Genomic DNA, 19,868 nt, shown 5'->3' with positions numbered 1-19,868 from the left:
CCGCGTGACACTGACACTGGGTGCCACGGCTCAAGGAAGCGCCATCACCAGATTCCTCCGCCGCTTAGGCGGACCACCGCCCCGGCACGGTTCCACCACACGGACCGAAGTCGGACAGCACAACCGGTCGCCGAGCCAGACAGGCCGACGTCCGCTCCAGGGAAGGACCCTTCGTGAGCGACACCACCGATCTGATGGGCGCACGTGTCGAGGAGACCGCTGCCGCGCCCGCCACGGACGCCTCCGCGCCTGCCACCGGTGCCGGCTCCCGGCGGCGCCGCGGTACCGGCCTCGAGGGCATGGTGCTGGCCGAGCTGCAGCAGGTCGCATCCGGCCTCGGCATCAGGGGCACCGCGCGTATGCGCAAGAGCCAGCTGATCGAGGTCATCAAGGAGGCACAGGCGTCCGGCGGCGCCGCTCCGGCCGCGAAGGCCGACGCCCCCGCCGAGACCAAGCCCAAGCGCCGCGCCACCTCGCGGACCCGTACGGGCGACAACGCCGAGAAGGCGGACAAGAAGGCGGACGCGCAGGAGGCCTCCCCGGCCCCCGCGGACCAGGCCGAGAAGGCCGTGGCGCAGCAGCAGATCGAGATCCCCGGCCAGCCGGCCGGCGGCCCCTCCCGCGACGGGTCCCGCGCGAGCGCGGGCGAGGACGCCCCCGAGCGCCGTCGCCGCCGGGCCACCGCCGAGGCCGGAGCCCCCGCTTCCGCCACGGAGACCGTCGTCGCCGAGGCGAAGAACGACACCAAGGCCGAGACGCCGGCGCAGTCGCAGCAGCAGTCCCAGAACAACGACGCCAAGTCCGACGGCGGTGACGGCGGCGAGGGCCGTCGTCGCGACCGCCGTGACCGGGGCGGCCGGGACCGTGACCGCCGCGGCGGCAAGGGCGACGACCAGCAGGGCGGCGGCCAGCGCGGCCAGCAGCAGAACCAGCAGGGCGGCGGCCGCCAGGACCGCGGCCAGCAGGACGACGACGACTTCGAGGGCGGCCGCCGTGGCCGTCGCGGCCGCTACCGCGACCGTCGTGGCCGTCGCGGCCGCGACGACATGGCCACCGAGCCGCAGATCAACGAGGACGACGTCCTGATCCCCGTCGCGGGCATCCTCGACATCCTCGACAACTACGCGTTCATCCGGACCTCCGGCTACCTGCCGGGTCCGAACGACGTGTACGTCTCCCTCGCCCAGGTCCGCAAGAACGGCCTGCGCAAGGGCGACCACATCACCGGCGCGGTCCGCCAGCCCAAGGACGGCGAGCGGCGCGAGAAGTTCAACGCGCTGGTGCGCCTGGACTCCGTCAACGGCATGGCGCCCGAACACGGCCGCGGCCGCCCGGAGTTCAACAAGCTCACCCCGCTGTACCCGCAGGACCGCCTCCGCCTGGAGACGGACCCGGGCGTGCTCACCACCCGCATCATCGACCTCGTGTCGCCGATCGGTAAGGGCCAGCGCGGTCTGATCGTGGCCCCGCCGAAGACCGGCAAGACCATGATCATGCAGGCGATCGCCAACGCGATCACCCACAACAACCCCGAGTGCCACCTGATGGTCGTCCTCGTCGACGAGCGTCCGGAAGAGGTCACCGACATGCAGCGGTCGGTGAAGGGCGAGGTCATCTCCTCGACCTTCGATCGCCCCGCCGAGGACCACACCACGGTCGCCGAGCTCGCCATCGAGCGCGCCAAGCGCCTGGTGGAGCTGGGTCACGACGTGGTCGTGCTGCTCGACTCGATCACCCGCCTGGGCCGTGCGTACAACCTCGCCGCCCCGGCCTCCGGCCGCATCCTGTCCGGTGGTGTCGACTCGACGGCGCTGTACCCGCCGAAGCGCTTCTTCGGTGCGGCCCGCAACATCGAGGATGGCGGCTCGCTGACCATCCTCGCCACGGCCCTGGTCGACACCGGATCCCGCATGGACGAGGTGATCTTCGAGGAGTTCAAGGGCACCGGCAACATGGAGCTCAAGCTCGACCGGAAGCTCGCCGACAAGCGCATCTTCCCGGCGGTGGACGTCGACGCGTCCGGTACCCGCAAGGAAGAGATCCTGCTCGGCAACGAGGAGCTCGCGGTCGTCTGGAAGCTGCGCCGGGTGCTGCACGCGCTCGACCAGCAGCAGGCCATCGAGCTGCTCCTCGACAAGATGAAGCAGACGAAGTCCAACGTCGAGTTCCTGATGCAGATCCAGAAGACCACCCCGACGCCGGGCAACGGCGACTGAGGTGAGCCGGCTGAGGTAAGCCGCCTCAGGTAAGGACTGCGCAAGAGGGCCGCTCCCCGAACGGGGGCGGCCCTCTGTGCTGTTCGTGTGCGGGTAGGATCACGCTCTCTTCGAACTTGTGATCCCGAGGGGGGACATACGTGGGTACACCCATGCCCGGGGGCGGTCGGCACAGACGCCGGATACGCATCGCACTGCCCGTCGCCGCGGCCGGTATCGCCGCCGCCGTGGCCGGCGCACTGCTGACGACGTCCGCCGGTGCGGCCACTTCGCTGCCGCAGCCGACGGTCAAGCCGTCGGTCAGCTCGCCGTCGCTCGCCGAGCTGGAGAAGCGCGTCGCGGGTGCCATGGCCGGTGACGACGTGGCCGGCAAGACGAGCAAGAACTCGCTCAGCGCGGGCACCGTCGCCGGTGGCATCGACCCCAAGATCATCGGTGGCAACGAGACCACCATCAGCACGGCCCCGTGGATGGCGCAGCTCCACTACTACGACGACCGGGGCACCTCCGGCACCACTGACGACATCGGCTTCTTCTGCGGCGGCGCCGTCGTCGCGCCGACGAAGATCCTCACCGCCGCGCACTGCGTCAAGGGCTACAACTGGAACGCCAACGGCGCCGTCATCACCGGCACCTCCCAGCTGCCCTCCGCCGACGGCACCGACCTGCACGGCGGCACCGTCACCGGCGTCTGGCGCCAGTGGAACCACCCGTCGTACAACGCGACGACCATCGACAACGACATCGCGGTGCTCACCCTGCCCGTCCCGGTCAAGGCCACCCCGATCCGCATGACGACGTCGGGCGACACCACGTCGTACAAGGCCGGCACCAGCGCCAAGGTCTACGGCTGGGGCCGCACCAGCTCCACCAGCGACGACATCTCCGAGACGCTGAAGACGGCCACGCTGCCCATGCAGTCCGACACGACGTGCTCCGGCGCGTACGGCGCCGACTTCGTCAAGGGCCACATGGTCTGCGCGGGCAAGCCCGCCACCGGCAGCGACACCGGCACCGTCTCCGCCTGCAACGGCGACTCCGGCGGCCCCCTGGTCGTCAACAACCGGATCGTCGGTGTCGTGTCCTGGGGTGTGACCGACTGCGTCGCCAAGGGTGCCTACAGCGTCTTCAGCAAGGTCAGCACGTACGTGGGCGCAGCCTACCCGCGCCTCGACGACACCAACATCAGCGGTGACCACAAGGCCGACCTGTGGGTGCGCAACGCCTCCACCAAGACCGGCTACTCCAAGGACTCCAACGGCACGTCGTTCGCCGCCCGCCAGTCCTGGGGCAACTGGGACGGCGTCAACGTCGTCCTGCAGACGGACCTCGACCGCGACGGCTACCAGGATCTGGTCTACCGGCGCAGCAGCGACGGCGACGTCTTCTGGACGCACTACGTCATCTCCAGCGGCAGCTGGAGCACCAAGCAGATCGCCGACAACTGGAAGACCCGCACCCGGATCATCACCCCCGGGGACGTCACCGGCGACTACCTGCCCGACATGCTCTCCGTCGACTCGGCGGGCGTGATGTGGATCTACCCGGGCAAGGGCAACGGCACCTTCGCGACGCGCGTGCAGGTCGGCTCCGGCTGGAACCAGTACAACTCCGTGCGCAGCAAGGGCGACTTCAACGGGGACGGCAAGACCGACCTGATCGCCCGCGCCAAGTCCGGCAGCGCCCTCTACCTGTACAAGGGCACCGGCAAGGCCGGCTCGGGCGCCTTCTCGGCCCGGGTCAAGGTGCGCACGTGGGATGGCTACAACGCCTTCGACGCCCCCGGTGACGTCACCGGCGACGGCAAGGCCGACTTCCTCGCCCGCACCCCCGGCGGCACGCTCTACCTGTACGCCGGCACCGGCAAGGGGACCAGCGAGATCTTTACCACACGCAAGTCCGTCGGCACCGATTTCAAGCAGTACGACATCTTCGGCTGACATTGCAGGTGAGTGGGGTTCGCCCCGCCGCGCCGAACACGCACTGTGCCCACCGTCGTACACGGTGGGCACAGTCCGTTGTGCAACCCTTTCCCGAGTTTCCCCGTCTGACCAGGTGGGGCGACGATGGTGCGAGGAAGGTTCGTTTCGGCCACGCCTGGCACTGACCGCAGGGGGTAAGCGACCGTAGAAGAGCTGAGGAGTACATGTCTGCCGAGAGCACGCCGGATCCGGGCATACCGGATAGCAACGGCACCGACGGAGCGCGTCACGGCGTCAAGGGCCGGCGGCGCAAGCCTCCGAGACGCCGCAGGGGCCTGATGATCACGGCCTGGACCACCGCGGGCATCGTCGTGCTGGGCGGCGCCGGAGCCGGCTACCTGTACTTCAAGCTCAACGGCAACCTCAAGAGCGTCGATATCGACCAGGCCCTCGGCACGGACCGGCCCAAGAAGGCCGACAACGGCTCGGAGAACATCCTGGTCCTCGGCTCCGACACCCGCGCCGGGGGCAACAAGAAGCTCGGCGGCGGCACCGACGACGGCAGCGCCCGCTCCGACACGGCGATGATCGTGCACCTCTACAAGGGCCACAAGAAGGCCAGTGTCGTCTCCATCCCGCGCGACACCCTGATCGACCGCCCCGCGTGCACGGACACCCAGGGCAACGACCACCCCGCCGCCCAGAGCGTGATGTTCAACTCCGCCTACTCCACCGGCGGGGCCGCCTGCGCCGTGAAGACCGTCGAGTCGATCACCGACCTGCGCATGGACCACTACCTGGAGGTCGACTTCGCCGGCTTCCAGAAGCTCATCGACGACCTCGGCGGCGTCGAGATCACCACGACCAAGAGCATCGACGACCCCGAGAGCCATCTGAAGCTCAAGGCCGGCACCCACACGCTCGACGGCAGGCAGGCCCTCGGTCTGGTCCGCACCCGGCACGGCGTCGGCGACGGCTCCGACCTGGGCCGCATCCAGCTCCAGCAGGCCTTCATCAAGGCCCTGGTCGGCCAGATCAAGGACGTCGGCGTCTTCTCGAACCCGAAGAAGCTGCTCGACCTCGCGGAAACCGCGACCAAGACGGTGACGGCGGACTCCGACCTCGGCTCGGTCAACAGGCTCGCCTCCTTCGCCAACGGCCTCAAGGGCATCAGCCCGTCCCAGATGCACATGGTCACGATGCCGGTCGCCTACGACCCGGCCGACCCCAACCGCGTCCTCCTCCGGAAGAAGAAGGCCGACGAGATCTGGAAGGCCCTGGAGCAGGACAAGCCGATCCCGAAGTCGGCGACGTCGGGAGCGGCGACAGGTGAGGCCAAGGGTGTCGTGAGCGCCCCGTAAGGGCCGCGGGACCGTGTCGGCGTGCGGCTCCGCCGCGTGGGCGCGATCAGCCGCGGGCGGCCCGCAGGGAACAAACGACGGCAACCCCCGGTTTTGGGAGTAGGCCCCAGTCCTGGCAGACTGGTACGTCGGCCCCGGTTCACGCTCCCGCATCCCGCGGCGGCGACCCGGCGCCCTCCCGAAACTAGGAGACACCTTGAAGCGCGACATCCACCCCGCGTACGTCGAGACGCAGGTCAGCTGCACCTGTGGCGCGTCGTTCACCACCCGCAGCACCATCGAGTCCGGCACCATCCGCGCCGATGTCTGCTCCGAGTGCCACCCGTTCTACACGGGCAAGCAGAAGATCCTCGACACCGGTGGCCGTGTGGCCCGCTTCGAGGCCCGCTTCGGCAAGGCCGCCGGCTCCAAGAAGTAGCGAGCCTCAATTCGCCGGTCCACGGACGCGCCCCCTCACCGGGCGCTCCGGGACCGGCGTTTTTGGTCGCCCGCCCTTCACCCCCGCCGTACACAGGAGCCCCAAGATGTTCGAGGCCGTCGAGGAACTCGTCACCGAGCACGCCGACCTGGAGAAGAAGCTCGCCGATCCGTCGGTCCACGCCGACCAGGCGAACGCGCGCAAGCTGAACAAGCGCTACGCCGAGCTCACCCCCATCGTCGCCACGTACCGCTCCTGGACGCAGACGGGCGACGACATCGAGACCGCGCGTGAACTGGCCGCCGACGACCCCGACTTCGCGGCCGAGGTCAAGGACCTGGAACGGCAGCGCGAGGAGCTCACGGAGAAGCTGCGCCTGCTGCTCGTCCCGCGCGACCCCAGCGACGACAAGGACGTCATCCTCGAGATCAAGGCGGGCGCGGGCGGCGACGAGTCGGCCCTGTTCGCCGGCGATCTGCTGCGCATGTACCTGCGCTACGCCGAGCGCGTCGGCTGGAAGACCGAGATCATCGACGCCACCGAGTCCGAACTCGGCGGCTACAAGGACGTCCAGGTCGCCGTGAAGACCAAGGGCGGCCAGGGTGCCACCGAACCCGGTCAGGGCGTCTGGGCGCGCCTGAAGTACGAGGGCGGCGTGCACCGCGTGCAGCGCGTGCCCGCCACGGAGTCCCAGGGCCGCATCCACACCTCGGCGGCCGGTGTGCTCGTCACGCCCGAGGCCGAGGAGGTCGACGTGGAGATCAACCCGAACGACCTCCGCATCGACGTCTACCGGTCCTCCGGGCCCGGTGGACAGTCCGTCAACACCACCGACTCCGCCGTGCGCATCACGCACATCCCGACCGGAGTCGTCGCCTCCTGCCAGAACGAGAAGAGCCAGCTGCAGAACAAGGAGCAGGCACTGCGTATCCTGCGCTCCAGGCTGCTCGCAGCGGCGCAGGAGGAGGCGGAGCGGGAAGCCGCCGACGCCCGCCGCAGCCAGGTCCGCACGGTCGACCGCTCCGAGAAGATCCGCACCTACAACTTCCCGGAGAACCGCCTCTCGGACCACCGGGTCGGCTTCAAGGCGTACAACCTGGACCAGGTCCTGGACGGCGACCTCGACGCGGTGATCCAGGCCTGTGTCGACGCGGATTCCGCGGCGAAGCTGGCGGCTGCGTAAGGCAGGCACGAGCACGTACGAGTGATCACGTACGAGTACTACGGAGGACTTGCGTGAACCTGCTGCTCGCGGAGGTGGCCCAGGCCACCCAGCGGCTCGCCGACGCCGGCGTGCCCTCGCCGCGTACCGACGCGGAGGAACTCGCCGCGTTCGTGCACGGCGTCAAGCGCGGCGAGCTGCACTCCGTCAAGGACTCCGACTTCGACGCCCGCTACTGGGAGGTCATCGCCCGCCGCGAGGCCCGCGAACCGCTCCAGCACATCACCGGGCGCGCATACTTCCGCTACCTGGAACTCCAGGTCGGCCCCGGGGTGTTCGTGCCGCGGCCCGAGACGGAATCCGTGGTCGGCTGGGCCATAGACGCCGTACGGGCCATGGACGTCGTCGAGCCGTGCATCGTCGACCTGTGCACCGGCTCCGGCGCCATCGCGCTCGCCCTCGCCCAGGAGGTGCCGCGCTCGCGCGTGCACGCCGTGGAGCTGTCCGAGGACGCCCTCAAGTGGACCCGCAAGAACGTCGAGGGGTCCAGAGTCGACCTGCGGCAGGGCAACGCGCTCACCGCCTTCCCGGACCTGGACGGACAGGTCGACCTGGTCATCACCAACCCGCCGTACATCCCGCTCACCGAGTGGGAGTACGTCGCCCCCGAGGCGCGGGACTACGACCCCGACATGGCTCTCTTCTCCGGTGAGGACGGCCTCGACCTCATCCGCGGCCTGGAGCGCACCGCGCACCGGCTGCTGCGCCCCGGCGGCGTCGTGGTCGTGGAGCACGCCGACACCCAGGGCGGCCAGGTGCCGTGGATCTTCGCCGAGGACCGCGGCTGGACCGACGCGGCCGACCACCCGGACCTGAACAACCGCCCGCGCTTCGCCACGGCCCGCAAGGCACTGCCGTGAGCACCCCGAACACCCCGAGCACCCCGGGCACACAGCAGTCTTCGCAGACTTCATCCCAGCAGCACGTGTACGAGGAGGCCAGCTAAAGATGGCACGGCGATACGACACCAACGACGCGACCGACCGTGTGACCGGTCTGCGCGAGGCAGCGTCCGCCGTCCGCCGAGGCGAGCTCGTGGTGCTGCCGACGGACACGGTGTACGGCATCGGCGCCGACGCGTTCTCCTCGGAGGCGGTCGCCGACCTGCTGGAGGCGAAGGGCCGGGGCCGCAACATGCCCACCCCCGTCCTCATCGGCTCCCCGAACACGCTGCACGGCCTCGTCACGGACTTCTCCGAGCTGGCCTGGGAGCTGGTCGACGCCTTCTGGCCGGGCGCCCTGACGCTCGTCGCGCGGCACCAGCCGTCCCTGCAGTGGGACCTCGGGGACACCCGTGGCACCGTCGCCGTGCGCATGCCGCTGCACCCCGTCGCCATCGAACTGCTGACCGAGGTCGGCCCCATGGCCGTCTCCTCCGCCAACCTGACCGGCCACCCGGCGCCGGAGGACTGCGACGCCGCACAGGAGATGCTCGGCGACTCCGTCTCCGTCTACCTCGACGGCGGCCCGACCCCGGGCATCGTGCCCTCGTCGATCGTCGACGTGACCCGTGAGGTGCCGCTGCTGCTGCGCGCGGGCGCCATCTCGGCGGACGAGCTGCGAAAGGTCGTACCCGACCTCGAGGTGGCGAATTGACGGCCCCTGGATCGGGGCGTGGCATAGGCAACGGGGAAAGCGCGGCGGAGATCACGACGACGTTCGTGGGGCTTCCGCGTGACAGCTTCCGCATCCTCCACGTCAGCACCGGCAACGTGTGCCGCTCGCCCATCACCGAGCGGCTGACCCGCCATGCGGTGCGGGAGCGGCTCGGCGTCCTGGGCGGCGGGTTGATCGTGGAGAGCGCCGGCACCTGGGGCCACGAGGGCGCGCCCATGGAGTCCCACGCGGAGACCGTCCTGGCCGACTTCGGCGCGGACGCCTCCGGCTTCACCGGGCGCGAGCTCCTCGACGAGCACGTGATCCGCGCCGACCTGGTGCTGACCGCCACCCGGGACCACCGGGCGCAGGTCATCTCCATGGGGCACTCGGCGGGCCTGCGCACGTTCACGCTCAAGGAGTTCACCCGCCTGGTCAAGGCCATCGACCCGGCGACCCTGCCGCCCCTGGAGGAGGGCGTGGTCATCCGCGCGCGTGCCCTGGTCCGCGCCGCGGCGGCTCTACGCGGGTGGCTGCTGGCGCCGAACGCCGAGGCGGACGAGGTCTACGACCCGTACGGGGCGCCCCTGACGTTCTTCCGGTCCATCGGCGACGAGATACACCAAGCGCTCGATCCGGTCGTCACGGCCCTCACCGGCGTCCCCGCAAAGACGTAACAGCCGAGCGCTCCGCAGGCCCCGGGCCTACATTGGTCGTACGTCACCGTCGACGCCCGGAGCCCACCATGACGGTCACCCCTGCCATCGAGGCCGACGTCCTGCGCCGTCAGGACCCCGAGCTCGCCGACATCCTGCTCGGAGAACGGGAGCGGCAGGCGACGACGCTCCAGCTGATCGCCGCCGAGAACTTCAGCTCCCCGGCCGTGCTGGCCGCCCTCGGCTCACCGCTGGCGAACAAGTACGCCGAGGGCTACCCGGGGGCGCGGCACCACGGCGGCTGCGAGATCGTCGACGTCGCCGAACGCCTGGCCGTCGAGCGGGCCAAGGCGCTGTTCGGCGCCGATCACGCCAACGTCCAGGCGCACTCGGGCTCTTCGGCCGTGCTCGCCGCCTATGCCGCCCTGCTCCGCCCCGGTGACACCGTCCTCGCCCTCGGCCTGCCCTACGGCGGGCACCTCACGCACGGTTCGCCCGCCAACTTCTCGGGCCGCTGGTTCGACTTCGTCGGCTACGGCGTCGAGGCCGAGTCCGGGTTCGTCGACCACGAGCAGGTCCGCACCCTGGCCCACACGCGTCGGCCCAAGGCGATCGTGTGCGGCTCGATCGCCTACCCGCGCCACCTCGACTACGCCTTCTTCCGCGAGGTCGCCGACGAGGTGGGCGCGTACCTCATCGCCGACGCCGCGCACCCCCTCGGACTCGTGGCCGGGGGAGCGGCTCCCAATCCGGTGCCGTACGCGGACATCGTGTGCGGGACCACCCACAAGGTGCTGCGCGGCCCGCGCGGCGGTGTGATCCTGTGCCGCGCGGAGCTGGCCGAGCGGGTCGACCGGGCGGTGTTCCCTTTCACACAGGGCGGTGCGCAGATGCACACCATCGCCGCCAAGGCGGTCGCGTTCGGGGAGGCGGCAACCCCGGCGTTCGCCGCGTACGCCCATCAGGTGGTGGCGAATGCGCGGGTCCTGGCGGCCCGGCTGGCGGCGGAGGGCCTCGTCGTCACCACCGGCGGCACGGACACCCACCTGATCACCGCCGACCCGGCGCCGCTCGGCGTCGAGGGACGCGCCGCCCGGGGCCGGCTCGCGGCGGCCGGCCTGGTCCTGGACTGCTGCGCGCTGCCGCACGGCGACGCCCGGGGGCTCCGGCTCGGTACGGCCGCGATCACCACCCAGGGCATGGGCGAGGCCGAGATGATCCGGATCGCCGGACTGTTCGCCGGGGTGCTCCGGGGCGTGACGGATCCCTCAAGAGCCCGTGAAGAAGTGCGGGAGCTGGCCGGTGGATTTCCGCCGTATCCCGCTTGAGTGCGGGTAGGCGCACCAGGGTGCACCGACACTCGTGCAACCATCGTCGCTACCCGGAAGTCCCCACTCATATGCGCGCATCGCTAGGGTGTGGGGCTGAGATGGCCAGCGAGACCTGTGGGGAAGCCCGTGCGTGAATACCTCCTGACGCTCTGCATCACGGCCGCGGTGACGTATCTGCTGACAGGGCCGGTACGGAAGTTCGCGATCGTGGCCGGAGCGATGCCGGAGATCCGGGCACGTGACGTGCACCGGGAGCCCACTCCGCGCCTCGGCGGTATCGCGATGTTCTTCGGCCTGTGCGCGGGCCTGCTGGTCGCCGACCACCTGACCAACCTCAACCAGGTCTTCGAGACGTCCAACGAACCCAGGGCGCTGCTGTCCGGGGCGGCCCTGATCTGGCTGATCGGTGTGCTGGACGACAAGTTCGAGATCGACGCCCTGATCAAGCTGGGCGGCCAGATGATCGCCGCGGGTGTGATGGTCGTGCAGGGGCTGACGATCCTGTGGCTGCCGATCCCGGGTGTGGGCTCGGTCGCGCTCACCCAGTGGCAGGGCACCCTGCTCACGGTCGCGCTGGTGGTCATCACCATCAACGCGGTCAACTTCGTCGACGGCCTGGACGGCCTGGCCGCCGGCATGGTCTGCATCGCGGCCATGGCGTTCTTCCTGTACGCCTACCGCATCTGGTACTCGTACGGCATCGAGGCCGCCGCCCCGGCCAGCCTCTTCTCGGCGATCCTGATGGGCATGTGCCTGGGCTTCCTGCCGCACAACATGCACCCGGCCCGGATCTTCATGGGCGACTCGGGCTCCATGCTGATCGGCCTGGTCCTGGCCGCCGGTGCGATCTCCGTCACCGGGCAGGTCGACCCGGACGCGCTCAACCTGTACGTGGGCTCCGAGAAGGAGGCCGTGCACCAGACGGTTCCCGTCTACATCCCGCTGCTGCTGCCGCTGACCATCATCGCGGTGCCGGCCGCGGACCTGATCCTGGCGATCGTGCGCCGCACCTGGCGGGGCCAGTCCCCGTTCGCCGCCGACCGCGGCCACCTGCACCACCGGCTGCTGGAGATCGGCCACTCGCACAGCCGCGCGGTGCTGATCATGTACTTCTGGTCGGCGCTGATCGCCTTCGGCGCCCTCGCCTACTCGGTCAACTCGGCGTCCATGTGGATCGTGCTCGGTGTGGTGTTCCTGAGCGCGATCGGTCTGATCCTGCTCCTGCTGCCGCGCTTCACGCCCCGCGCTCCGCGCTGGATGGAGCGCTTCGTGCCGCCGCGCTACCGTCGCCGTGGCTCGGTGGCGGCGCTGTCACCGGAGGCCTCCACGCCGGCGTCCACGGCCGACCAGCACGCCCTGGCCGGGGCGGAGAACCGCACCCCGGTGGTGTCCGGGGTCGCCGGCGTCAACGGGGCGACCGCCATCGGCCCCCGTTCGCGGCTGGCCGACCGGCGCAAGGCCGGGACAAGGTAAGAATCTGACTAGAGCATTGCCAAACCGTGGGATGGTGATGGTGGTGCGAAGCGCCCCAATACCAGACATTCCGGCGCGGTTCTCGCTCAGACGCGCAGGTTCACCCTCATGTGTGACTGTCCGCACACCGTCAGGTAAAGACTGCATCAAATAGTTTGTGATACGGTTCACGAGAACCCCCCGGATAGAGCCGAAGGACCGTAGTGCGACGGTCCATTGGTGTGAGGTCTCCACTCAGCCCGGGACTACGCTCGTCCATGACGACACCCCTGCCCCCTGCGAAAGCGGAGTTGCCGCCATGCCGTCCAATGACGCCCGGAACCTCTTGCAGTGCGCTGTGCCCACAGCGGCTGCCGGTGCTGTTGTGGTCGCCGTCAGTGGTGTGGTGGCCGGAGGTAAGGGGGCTATCGGAGCGGCCGTCGGCGTCGTACTGGCCATCCTCTTCATGGGAATCGGCCTGTTCGTTCTTCAGTGGACGGCAAAAACGCTCCCGCAGCTGTTCCAGGCCATGGGCCTGATGCTTTATGGCGCTCAGCTGCTGCTGCTTCTGATCTTCGCTGCTGTCTTCAAGGAAACTTCTCTCTTCAACCCGAAGACGTTCGCCCTCGGGCTCGTCATCGCGACCGTCGTGTGGATGGCTGCGCAGGCTCGTGCGCATATGAAGGCCAAGATCTTCTACATCGACCCGGACTCCGCGAAGAGCGAGAAGCCCGAGGAGACCGGACCGTCGTCGTGACGAGTAGGGGCGCGATAAAGGGCAGTAGGAACTCCTGCTATCGTCCGGTGCCAACTGCGGCATCGCGGGCGCGGGCATCTGAGCTGACGCCTGCTCGAACGCGAGGCTCGATGCCCCCCAGCCGCTCTCACATCCGTAACACCAGTCCGGTGCCGATCCGCGGCTGCGCGCCGCGCCGACACAACGAGGTTGCCGTACACATGCGTCACGCCGAAGGAGCCCGCGGTGAGTGCTGACCAGACCCAGCTCGCCTTTGACTGGAGCTGTCGGATCATGTCCGACAACGGGTGTGGTTTTCCGGCTCCGGGCCTGCACTCGTTCCTCTTCAAGCCGATCGCCACGGTCGGGGGGTACGAGTTCAACAAGGTGATGCTGCTCGCCATCATCACCACCGTCCTTGTCATCGGCTTCTTCTACGCGGCCTTCGGCAAGGCCAAGGTGGTGCCGGGCAAGCTGCAGATGGTCGGTGAGGCCGGCTACGACTTCGTCCGCCGCGGCATCGTCTACGAGACCCTCGGCAAGCGGGAGGGCGAGAAGTACGTCCCGTTCATGGTCTCGTTGTTCTTCTTCATCTGGATCATGAACATCTGGTCCGTGATCCCGCTCGCGCAGTTCCCGGTCTCGTCGATCATCGCGTTCCCGGCGGTCCTCGCCGTGATCGTCTACGTGACCTGGGTCTCCCTGACCTTCAAGCGGCACGGCTTCGTCGGGTTCTTCAAGAACGTCACCGGCTACGACAAGTCGCTCGGCCCGGTGCTGCCGCTGGTCATGGTCATCGAGTTCTTCTCGAACCTGCTCGTCCGGCCGTTCACGCACGCCGTGCGACTGTTCGCGAACATGTTCGCCGGTCACCTGATGCTGGTCATGTTCACCGTCGCCTCCTGGTACCTGCTGAACAGCTGGATGATCCCGGCGGCCGGCGTCTCCTTCGTGATGACCATCGCCATGATCGGCTTCGAGCTTTTCGTGCAGGCCGTCCAGGCGTACGTCTTCGTACTCCTCGCCTGCACGTACATCCAGGGCGCTCTCGCCGAGCACCACTGAGCCCCACCACCCCCCGTCGTCCGGTGGCCAACCCCCACCGGTCCGTTAAGAGAAGGAAGATTCAGCATGGCTGCCACTGAGACCCTCGCCGCTGTCTCCGGTTCCATCGGTTCCGTCGGTTACGGCCTCTCGGCTATCGGCCCCGGCATCGGCGTCGGCATCATCTTCGGTAACGGCACCCAGGCTCTCGCCCGTCAGCCCGAGGCTGCCGGCCTGATCCGCGCCAACCAGATCCTCGGCTTCGCCTTCTGTGAGGCGCTGGCCCTCATCGGCATCGTCATGCCGTTCGTGTTCGGTACGAAGTAAGACTTCCCTACCGACACGTTTCGACGAAAGGCACTGATGTGATCGCCAACCTGGTGCAGCTGGCGGCCGAGGAAGAGCAGAACCCGCTCATTCCTCCGGGCCCCGAGCTGCTCGTCGGCACCATCGCCTTCGCCATCGTGTTCTTCTTCTTCTGGAAGAAGCTGCTTCCGAACATCAACAAGGTTCTGGAGGAGCGCCGCGCGGCGATCGAAGGCGGTATCGAAGAGGCCGAGACCATGAAGGTCGAGGCCCAGAGCGTCCTTGAGCAGTACAAGGCACAGCTCGCCGAGGCCCGGCACGAGGCCGCGCGCCTGCGCCAGGAGGCGCAGGAGCAGGGTGCCGCGCTCATCGCCGAGATGCGGGCCGAGGGCCAGCGGCAGCGCGAGGAGATCGTCGCCGCCGGTCACGCCCAGATCGAGGCCGACCGCAAGGTCGCCGCGTCCGCGCTGCGCCAGGACGTCGGCAAGCTCGCCACCGACCTGGCCGGCAAGCTCGTCGGGGAGTCCCTCGAGGACCACGCCCGCCAGAGCCGCGTGATCGACCGGTTCCTCGACGAGCTCGAGGAGAAGGCCGAGGCCGGACGATGAACGGAGCGAGCCGCGAGGCCCTGGCAGCCGCACGAGAGCGTCTCGACGCGCTGACGGACTCCACGTCCGTGAACGCGAGCTCGCTCGCCGACGAGCTGGCCGCCGTCACCGCGCTGCTCGACCGCGAGGTGTCGCTGCGTCGGGTCCTCACCGACCCGGCGCAGGCCGCAGAGGCCAAGGCCGAGCTGGCCCGGCGTCTGCTCGGCACCCAGGTCAGCGGCCCCGCCGCCGACCTGGTCGCCGGCATGGTGCGCTCCCGCTGGTCGCAGTCGCGCGACCTGGTGGACGCGCTGGAGGAGCTGGCCAACATCGCCGACCTCACGGCCGCCCAGCAGGCCGGCAAGCTCGACGACGTCGAGGACGAGCTGTTCCGGTTCAGCCGGATCGTCTCCGGCAGCACCGAGCTGCGCGCCGCGCTGACCGACCGCAAGGCCACCACCTCGGCCAAGGGCGAGCTGCTGCGCAGCCTCCTCGGCGGCCGGGCCCAGCCGACCACCGAGCGTCTGGTCACGCGCCTTGTGACCGCGCCGCGGGGACGTAGCCTGGAGGCGGGACTCGAGTCCTTGTCCAAGCTCGCCGCCGAGCGCCGGGACCGCATGGTGGCCATCGTCACCTCGGCGGTGCCGCTGAGCGACCCGCAGAAGCAGCGCCTGGGCGCCGCCCTCGCGAAGCTCTACGGCCGCACCATGCACCTCAACCTGGACGTGGACCCCGAGGTCCTCGGTGGTATCCGGGTGCAGGTCGGCGACGAGGTCATCAACGGCTCCCTCGCGGACCGCATCGAGGACGCCAGCCGCCGGCTCGCCGGCTGAGCAGCAACTCAATAGGCACAACGTACTTACGACGGCCCTGGTTGGGCCGTGCAGAAGAATCCTGGGGGTCGCCCCCAGACCCCCAAAGTGAAACTTCGGGCCCAACAAGGAGAGCAGGGAACCCAGATGGCGGAGCTCACGATCCGGCCGGAGGAGATCCGGGACGCGCTGGAGAACTTCGTCCAGGCGTACAAGCCGGACGCGGCCTCGCGCGAGGAGGTCGGTACGGTCACCTTCGCCGGCGACGGTATCGCGAAGGTCGAGGGCCTGCCCTCGGTCATGGCCAACGAGCTGCTGAAGTTCGAGGACGGCAGCCTCGGTCTCGCCCTCAACCTCGAGGAGCGCGAGATCGGCTGCGTCGTCCTCGGCGAGTTCAGCGGCATCGAGGAGGGTCAGCCGGTCTCCCGTACCGGTGAGGTTCTCTCCGTCGCGGTGGGCGAGGGCTACCTCGGCCGCGTGGTGGACCCCCTCGGCAACCCGATCGACGGCCTCGGCGAGATCGAGACCGAGGACCGCCGCGCTCTGGAGCTGCAGGCTCCGGGTGTCATGGTCCGCAAGTCGGTGCACGAGCCGATGGAGACGGGCTACAAGGCCGTCGACGCGATGACCCCGATCGGCCGTGGCCAGCGTCAGCTGATCATCGGTGACCGCCAGACCGGCAAGACCGCCCTGGCCGTCGACACCATCATCAACCAGCGCGACAACTGGCGCACGGGCGACCCGAACAAGCAGGTCCGCTGCATCTACGTCGCCATCGGCCAGAAGGGCTCCACCATCGCCGGCGTGCGCGGCGCTCTGGAGGAGGCCGGCGCGCTGGAGTACACGACCATCGTCGCCGCCCCGGCGTCCGACCCGGCCGGCTTCAAGTACCTGGCGCCGTACACCGGTTCGGCCATCGGCCAGCACTGGATGTACCAGGGCAAGCACGTCCTGATCATCTTCGACGACCTGTCGAAGCAGGCCGACGCCTACCGCGCCGTGTCGCTGCTGCTGCGCCGCCCGCCGGGCCGTGAGGCCTACCCGGGTGACGTCTTCTACCTGCACTCCCGTCTGCTGGAGCGCTGCGCGAAGCTCTCCGACGAGATGGGTGCCGGCTCGATGACCGGTCTGCCGATCGTCGAGACGAAGGCCAACGACGTCTCGGCGTTCATCCCGACCAACGTCATCTCCATCACCGACGGCCAGTGCTTCCTGGAGTCGGACCTGTTCAACGCCGGTCAGCGCCCCGCGCTGAACGTCGGTATCTCCGTCTCCCGAGTCGGTGGTTCCGCCCAGCACAAGGCGATGAAGCAGGTCTCCGGCCGTCTGCGCGTGGACCTCGCCCAGTTCCGTGAGCTGGAGGCGTTCGCCGCCTTCGGTTCCGACCTGGACGCCGCGTCCAAGGCGCAGCTGGAGCGCGGTCAGCGCATGGTCGAGCTGCTGAAGCAGCCGCAGTACCAGCCGATGGCCACCGAGGACCAGGTCGTCTCCGTCTGGGCCGGCACCACCGGCAAGATGGACGACGTCCCCGTCGCCGACATCCGCCGCTTCGAGAAGGAGCTGCTGGACTACCTGCACCGCAAGGAGCAGGGTCTGATGACCTCCATCCGCGAGGGCGGCAAGATGTCCGACGACACCCTTCAGGCCGTCGCCGACGCCATCGCGGAGTTCAAGAAGCAGTTCGAGACCTCCGACGGCAAGCTGCTCGGCGAGGACTCCCCGGCTGCCGGCAAGTGACGACGGAAGGGACCTGACTCATGGGAGCCCAGCTCCGGGTCTACAAGCGTCGCATCCGATCCGTCACCGCGACCAAGAAGATCACCAAGGCGATGGAGATGATCGCCGCCTCGCGCGTCGTCAAGGCGCAGCGCAAGGTGGCGGCCTCCACCCCGTATGCGACCGAGCTCACGCGCGCGGTCACGGCGGTCGCCGGCGGATCCAACACCAAGCATCCGCTGACGACGGAGCCGGAGAACCCGACTCGTGCCGCGGTCCTGCTCCTGACGAGCGACCGAGGTCTGGCCGGCGCCTTCAACTCCAACGCCATCAAGGCCGCGGAGAAGCTCACGGCCGCACTCGAGGCCGAGGGCAAGGAGGTCGTCAACTACATCGTCGGCCGCCGTGGTGTCGCCCACTACAACTTCCGCGAGCGCAAGATCGCGGAGACGTTCACGGGCTTCACCGATGAGCCGTCGTACGCGGACGCCAAGAAGGTCGCGGCCCCGCTGATCGAGGCGATCGAGACGGAGACGGCGGAGGGCGGCGTGGACGAGCTCCACATCGTCTACACCGAGTTCGTTTCGATGATGACGCAGACGGCGATCGAGGCCCGGCTGCTGCCGCTCAGCCTCGACGAGGTGGCGGCGGAGGCCAAGCCCAAGGGCGAGATCCTCCCGCTGTTCGACTTCGAGCCCTCGGCGGAGGACGTCCTCGACGCCCTGCTGCCGCGCTACGTCGAGAGCCGCATCTACAACGCGCTGCTCCAGTCGGCCGCCTCCAAGCACGCCGCCACGCGGCGCGCGATGAAGTCGGCCACCGACAACGCCGGAGAGCTCATCGAGACGCTCACCCGGCTTGCCAACCAGGCCCGCCAGGCCGAAATCACCCAGGAAATCAGCGAGATCGTCGGTGGCGCCAGTGCCCTGGCCGACGCGACCGCGGGGAGTGACTGACAAATGACCACCACTGTTGAGACGGCCACGGCGACGGGCCGCGTCGCGCGGGTCATCGGCCCGGTCGTCGACGTGGAGTTCCCCGTCGACGCGATGCCGGAGATCTACAACGCCCTTCACGTCGAGGTCGCCGACCCGGCGCTCGCGGGCGAGAAGAAGACGCTGACCCTGGAGGTCGCCCAGCACCTGGGTGACGGCCTGGTCCGCGCCATCTCCATGCAGCCCACCGACGGTCTGGTCCGCCAGGCCCCGGTGACCGACACGGGCGCGGGCATCACCGTCCCCGTCGGCGACTTCACCAAGGGCAAGGTGTTCAACACCCTCGGTGAGGTGCTGAACAGCGACGAGACCCATGAGGGCGAGCGCTGGTCCATCCACCGCAAGGCCCCCGCGTTCGACCAGCTCGAGTCGAAGACCGAGATGTTCGAGACGGGCCTGAAGGTCGTCGACCTGCTCACCCCGTACGTCAAGGGCGGCAAGATCGGTCTGTTCGGTGGTGCCGGTGTCGGCAAGACCGTGCTGATCCAGGAAATGATCATGCGTGTCGCCAACCTCCACGAGGGCGTCTCCGTCTTCGCGGGCGTCGGCGAGCGCACCCGTGAGGGCAACGACCTCATCGCGGAGATGGAAGAGTCCGGCGTTCTGGACAAGACCGCGCTGGTCTTCGGCCAGATGGACGAGCCCCCGGGCACCCGTCTGCGCGTGGCCCTGGCCGGCCTGACGATGGCGGAGTACTTCCGTGACGTCCAGAAGCAGGACGTGCTGTTCTTCATCGACAACATCTTCCGCTTCACCCAGGCCGGTTCCGAGGTGTCGACCCTGCTCGGCCGTATGCCCTCCGCGGTGGGCTACCAGCCGAACCTGGCCGACGAGATGGGCACCCTCCAGGAGCGCATCACCTCGACCCGTGGTCACTCGATCACCTCGATGCAGGCGATCTACGTCCCCGCGGACGACCTGACCGACCCGGCCCCGGCCACCACCTTCGCCCACCTCGACGCGACGACGGTTCTGTCCCGTCCGATCTCCGAGAAGGGCATCTACCCGGCCGTGGACCCGCTGGACTCCACGTCCCGCATCCTCGACCCGCGGTACATCTCGGCGGAGCACTACAACGCCGCGATGCGCGTGAAGAACATCCTGCAGAAGTACAAGGACCTGCAGGACATCATCGCGATCCTCGGTATCGACGAGCTCGGCGAGGAGGACAAGCTCGTCGTCCACCGTGCCCGTCGCGTGGAGCGCTTCCTGTCCCAGAACACCCACGCCGCCAAGCAGTTCACCGGCGTGGACGGTTCGGACGTGCCGCTGGACGAGTCGATCGCCGCGTTCAACGCGATCTGCGACGGCGAGTACGACCACTTCCCGGAGCAGGCGTTCTTCATGTGCGGTGGTCTCGAGGACCTGAAGAAGAACGCGAAGGAGCTGGGCGTCTCCTGACCCGGGCTGCGCTCGAGTCATGAGGGGGCGGGGTTCGTCCCGCCCCCTCATTCACGCCCATTAGACTTGTAACCAACACCCGGCACTCCCGCCGGGT

Annotated in this window: 18 protein-coding genes; all 18 read left to right on the top strand. The window is 68.9% G+C overall.

What is annotated here, in order from left to right; genetic code table 11:
• Positions 1–173: 173 nt before the first annotated feature.
• Entirely contained in the window at positions 174–2,216 is a 2,043-nt protein-coding gene (gene rho, locus ACFZDI_RS01710) for a transcription termination factor Rho (RefSeq protein ID WP_391247061.1), read from the top strand.
• Positions 2,217–2,368: 152 nt separating this feature from the next.
• Positions 2,369–4,156 (top strand): trypsin-like serine protease, encoded by a 1,788-nt coding sequence (locus ACFZDI_RS01705; protein ID WP_391247999.1) that lies wholly within the window; start codon positions 2,369–2,371, stop codon positions 4,154–4,156.
• 206 nt (positions 4,157–4,362) lie between these two features.
• Complete coding sequence (locus ACFZDI_RS01700) at positions 4,363–5,499, top strand: LCP family protein (protein ID WP_391247059.1); 1,137 nt, start codon at positions 4,363–4,365, stop codon at positions 5,497–5,499.
• A gap of 196 nt (positions 5,500–5,695) precedes the next feature.
• Positions 5,696–5,917 carry a 50S ribosomal protein L31 gene (gene rpmE / locus ACFZDI_RS01695; protein WP_333933958.1) on the top strand — a complete coding sequence of 74 codons (222 nt, stop codon included), beginning with the start codon at positions 5,696–5,698 and terminating at the stop codon, positions 5,915–5,917.
• A 106-nt stretch (positions 5,918–6,023) separates the two neighbouring features.
• A complete protein-coding gene (gene prfA, locus ACFZDI_RS01690) occupies positions 6,024–7,100 on the top strand; it encodes a peptide chain release factor 1 (protein ID WP_234848502.1) in 1,077 nt (358 codons plus the stop codon).
• Positions 7,101–7,153: 53 nt separating this feature from the next.
• A complete protein-coding gene (prmC, locus tag ACFZDI_RS01685) occupies positions 7,154–7,999 on the top strand; it encodes a peptide chain release factor N(5)-glutamine methyltransferase (RefSeq protein ID WP_234848501.1) in 846 nt (281 codons plus the stop codon).
• Between the two features lie 88 nt (positions 8,000–8,087).
• Positions 8,088–8,735, top strand: a complete 648-nt coding sequence (locus ACFZDI_RS01680) for an L-threonylcarbamoyladenylate synthase (protein WP_062929085.1) — start codon at positions 8,088–8,090, stop codon at positions 8,733–8,735.
• On the top strand, positions 8,732–9,412 hold the full coding sequence (locus ACFZDI_RS01675; protein ID WP_234848500.1) for a protein-tyrosine-phosphatase: 681 nt from the start codon (positions 8,732–8,734) through the stop codon (positions 9,410–9,412). The genes ACFZDI_RS01680 and ACFZDI_RS01675 overlap by 4 nt, the downstream gene beginning before the upstream one ends.
• 68 nt (positions 9,413–9,480) lie before the next feature.
• Positions 9,481–10,719, top strand: a complete 1,239-nt coding sequence (glyA, locus tag ACFZDI_RS01670) for a serine hydroxymethyltransferase (protein WP_234848499.1) — start codon at positions 9,481–9,483, stop codon at positions 10,717–10,719.
• 129 nt (positions 10,720–10,848) lie between these two features.
• Positions 10,849–12,195 carry an MraY family glycosyltransferase gene (locus ACFZDI_RS01665; RefSeq protein WP_234848498.1) on the top strand — a complete coding sequence of 449 codons (1,347 nt, stop codon included), beginning with the start codon at positions 10,849–10,851 and terminating at the stop codon, positions 12,193–12,195.
• 298 nt (positions 12,196–12,493) lie between these two features.
• Positions 12,494–12,931, top strand: coding sequence for a hypothetical protein (locus tag ACFZDI_RS01660; RefSeq protein WP_391247054.1), 438 nt, complete (start codon positions 12,494–12,496; stop codon positions 12,929–12,931).
• Between the two features lie 273 nt (positions 12,932–13,204).
• A complete protein-coding gene (gene atpB, locus ACFZDI_RS01655) occupies positions 13,205–13,975 on the top strand; it encodes a F0F1 ATP synthase subunit A (RefSeq protein WP_234848509.1) in 771 nt (256 codons plus the stop codon).
• A 66-nt stretch (positions 13,976–14,041) separates the two neighbouring features.
• Positions 14,042–14,281, top strand: coding sequence for an ATP synthase subunit C (locus ACFZDI_RS01650; protein ID WP_053670587.1), 240 nt, complete (start codon positions 14,042–14,044; stop codon positions 14,279–14,281).
• A 38-nt stretch (positions 14,282–14,319) separates the two neighbouring features.
• A complete protein-coding gene (locus ACFZDI_RS01645; RefSeq protein ID WP_053670586.1) occupies positions 14,320–14,868 on the top strand; it encodes a F0F1 ATP synthase subunit B in 549 nt (182 codons plus the stop codon).
• Positions 14,865–15,680, top strand: coding sequence for a F0F1 ATP synthase subunit delta (locus ACFZDI_RS01640; RefSeq protein ID WP_234848496.1), 816 nt, complete (start codon positions 14,865–14,867; stop codon positions 15,678–15,680). The genes ACFZDI_RS01645 and ACFZDI_RS01640 overlap by 4 nt, the downstream gene beginning before the upstream one ends.
• Before the next feature lie 126 nt (positions 15,681–15,806).
• The gene (gene atpA, locus ACFZDI_RS01635) at positions 15,807–17,396 is read left to right on the top strand and encodes a F0F1 ATP synthase subunit alpha (RefSeq protein WP_358561123.1); all 1,590 of its coding nucleotides are present in this window, start codon (positions 15,807–15,809) and stop codon (positions 17,394–17,396) included.
• A gap of 20 nt (positions 17,397–17,416) precedes the next feature.
• On the top strand, positions 17,417–18,331 hold the full coding sequence (locus ACFZDI_RS01630) for a F0F1 ATP synthase subunit gamma (RefSeq protein WP_358561126.1): 915 nt from the start codon (positions 17,417–17,419) through the stop codon (positions 18,329–18,331).
• Between the two features lie 3 nt (positions 18,332–18,334).
• Entirely contained in the window at positions 18,335–19,771 is a 1,437-nt protein-coding gene (gene atpD / locus ACFZDI_RS01625) for a F0F1 ATP synthase subunit beta (protein ID WP_221756779.1), read from the top strand.
• The last annotated feature ends 97 nt before the right edge of the window (positions 19,772–19,868 follow it).

It is taken from the genome of Streptomyces sp. NPDC007907, assembly GCF_042959365.1.
In the GTDB taxonomy this organism is placed as follows: domain Bacteria; phylum Actinomycetota; class Actinomycetes; order Streptomycetales; family Streptomycetaceae; genus Streptomyces; species Streptomyces indiaensis.
Note: the sequence above shows the minus strand (reverse complement) of the source record. Positions and strands in the feature narration are given on the sequence as shown.

Coding starts and splice junctions, on each gene's coding strand:
- ACFZDI_RS01705 (WP_391247999.1), top strand. CDS start 2,369: ATGCCCGGGGGCGGTCGGCACAGACGCCGGATACGCATCGCACTGCCC.
- ACFZDI_RS01700 (WP_391247059.1), top strand. CDS start 4,363: ATGTCTGCCGAGAGCACGCCGGATCCGGGCATACCGGATAGCAACGGC.
- prfA (WP_234848502.1), top strand. CDS start 6,024: ATGTTCGAGGCCGTCGAGGAACTCGTCACCGAGCACGCCGACCTGGAG.
- ACFZDI_RS01680 (WP_062929085.1), top strand. CDS start 8,088: ATGGCACGGCGATACGACACCAACGACGCGACCGACCGTGTGACCGGT.
- glyA (WP_234848499.1), top strand. CDS start 9,481: ATGACGGTCACCCCTGCCATCGAGGCCGACGTCCTGCGCCGTCAGGAC.
- ACFZDI_RS01660 (WP_391247054.1), top strand. CDS start 12,494: ATGCCGTCCAATGACGCCCGGAACCTCTTGCAGTGCGCTGTGCCCACA.
- atpB (WP_234848509.1), top strand. CDS start 13,205: ATGTCCGACAACGGGTGTGGTTTTCCGGCTCCGGGCCTGCACTCGTTC.
- ACFZDI_RS01650 (WP_053670587.1), top strand. CDS start 14,042: ATGGCTGCCACTGAGACCCTCGCCGCTGTCTCCGGTTCCATCGGTTCC.
- ACFZDI_RS01640 (WP_234848496.1), top strand. CDS start 14,865: ATGAACGGAGCGAGCCGCGAGGCCCTGGCAGCCGCACGAGAGCGTCTC.
- atpA (WP_358561123.1), top strand. CDS start 15,807: ATGGCGGAGCTCACGATCCGGCCGGAGGAGATCCGGGACGCGCTGGAG.
- ACFZDI_RS01630 (WP_358561126.1), top strand. CDS start 17,417: ATGGGAGCCCAGCTCCGGGTCTACAAGCGTCGCATCCGATCCGTCACC.
- atpD (WP_221756779.1), top strand. CDS start 18,335: ATGACCACCACTGTTGAGACGGCCACGGCGACGGGCCGCGTCGCGCGG.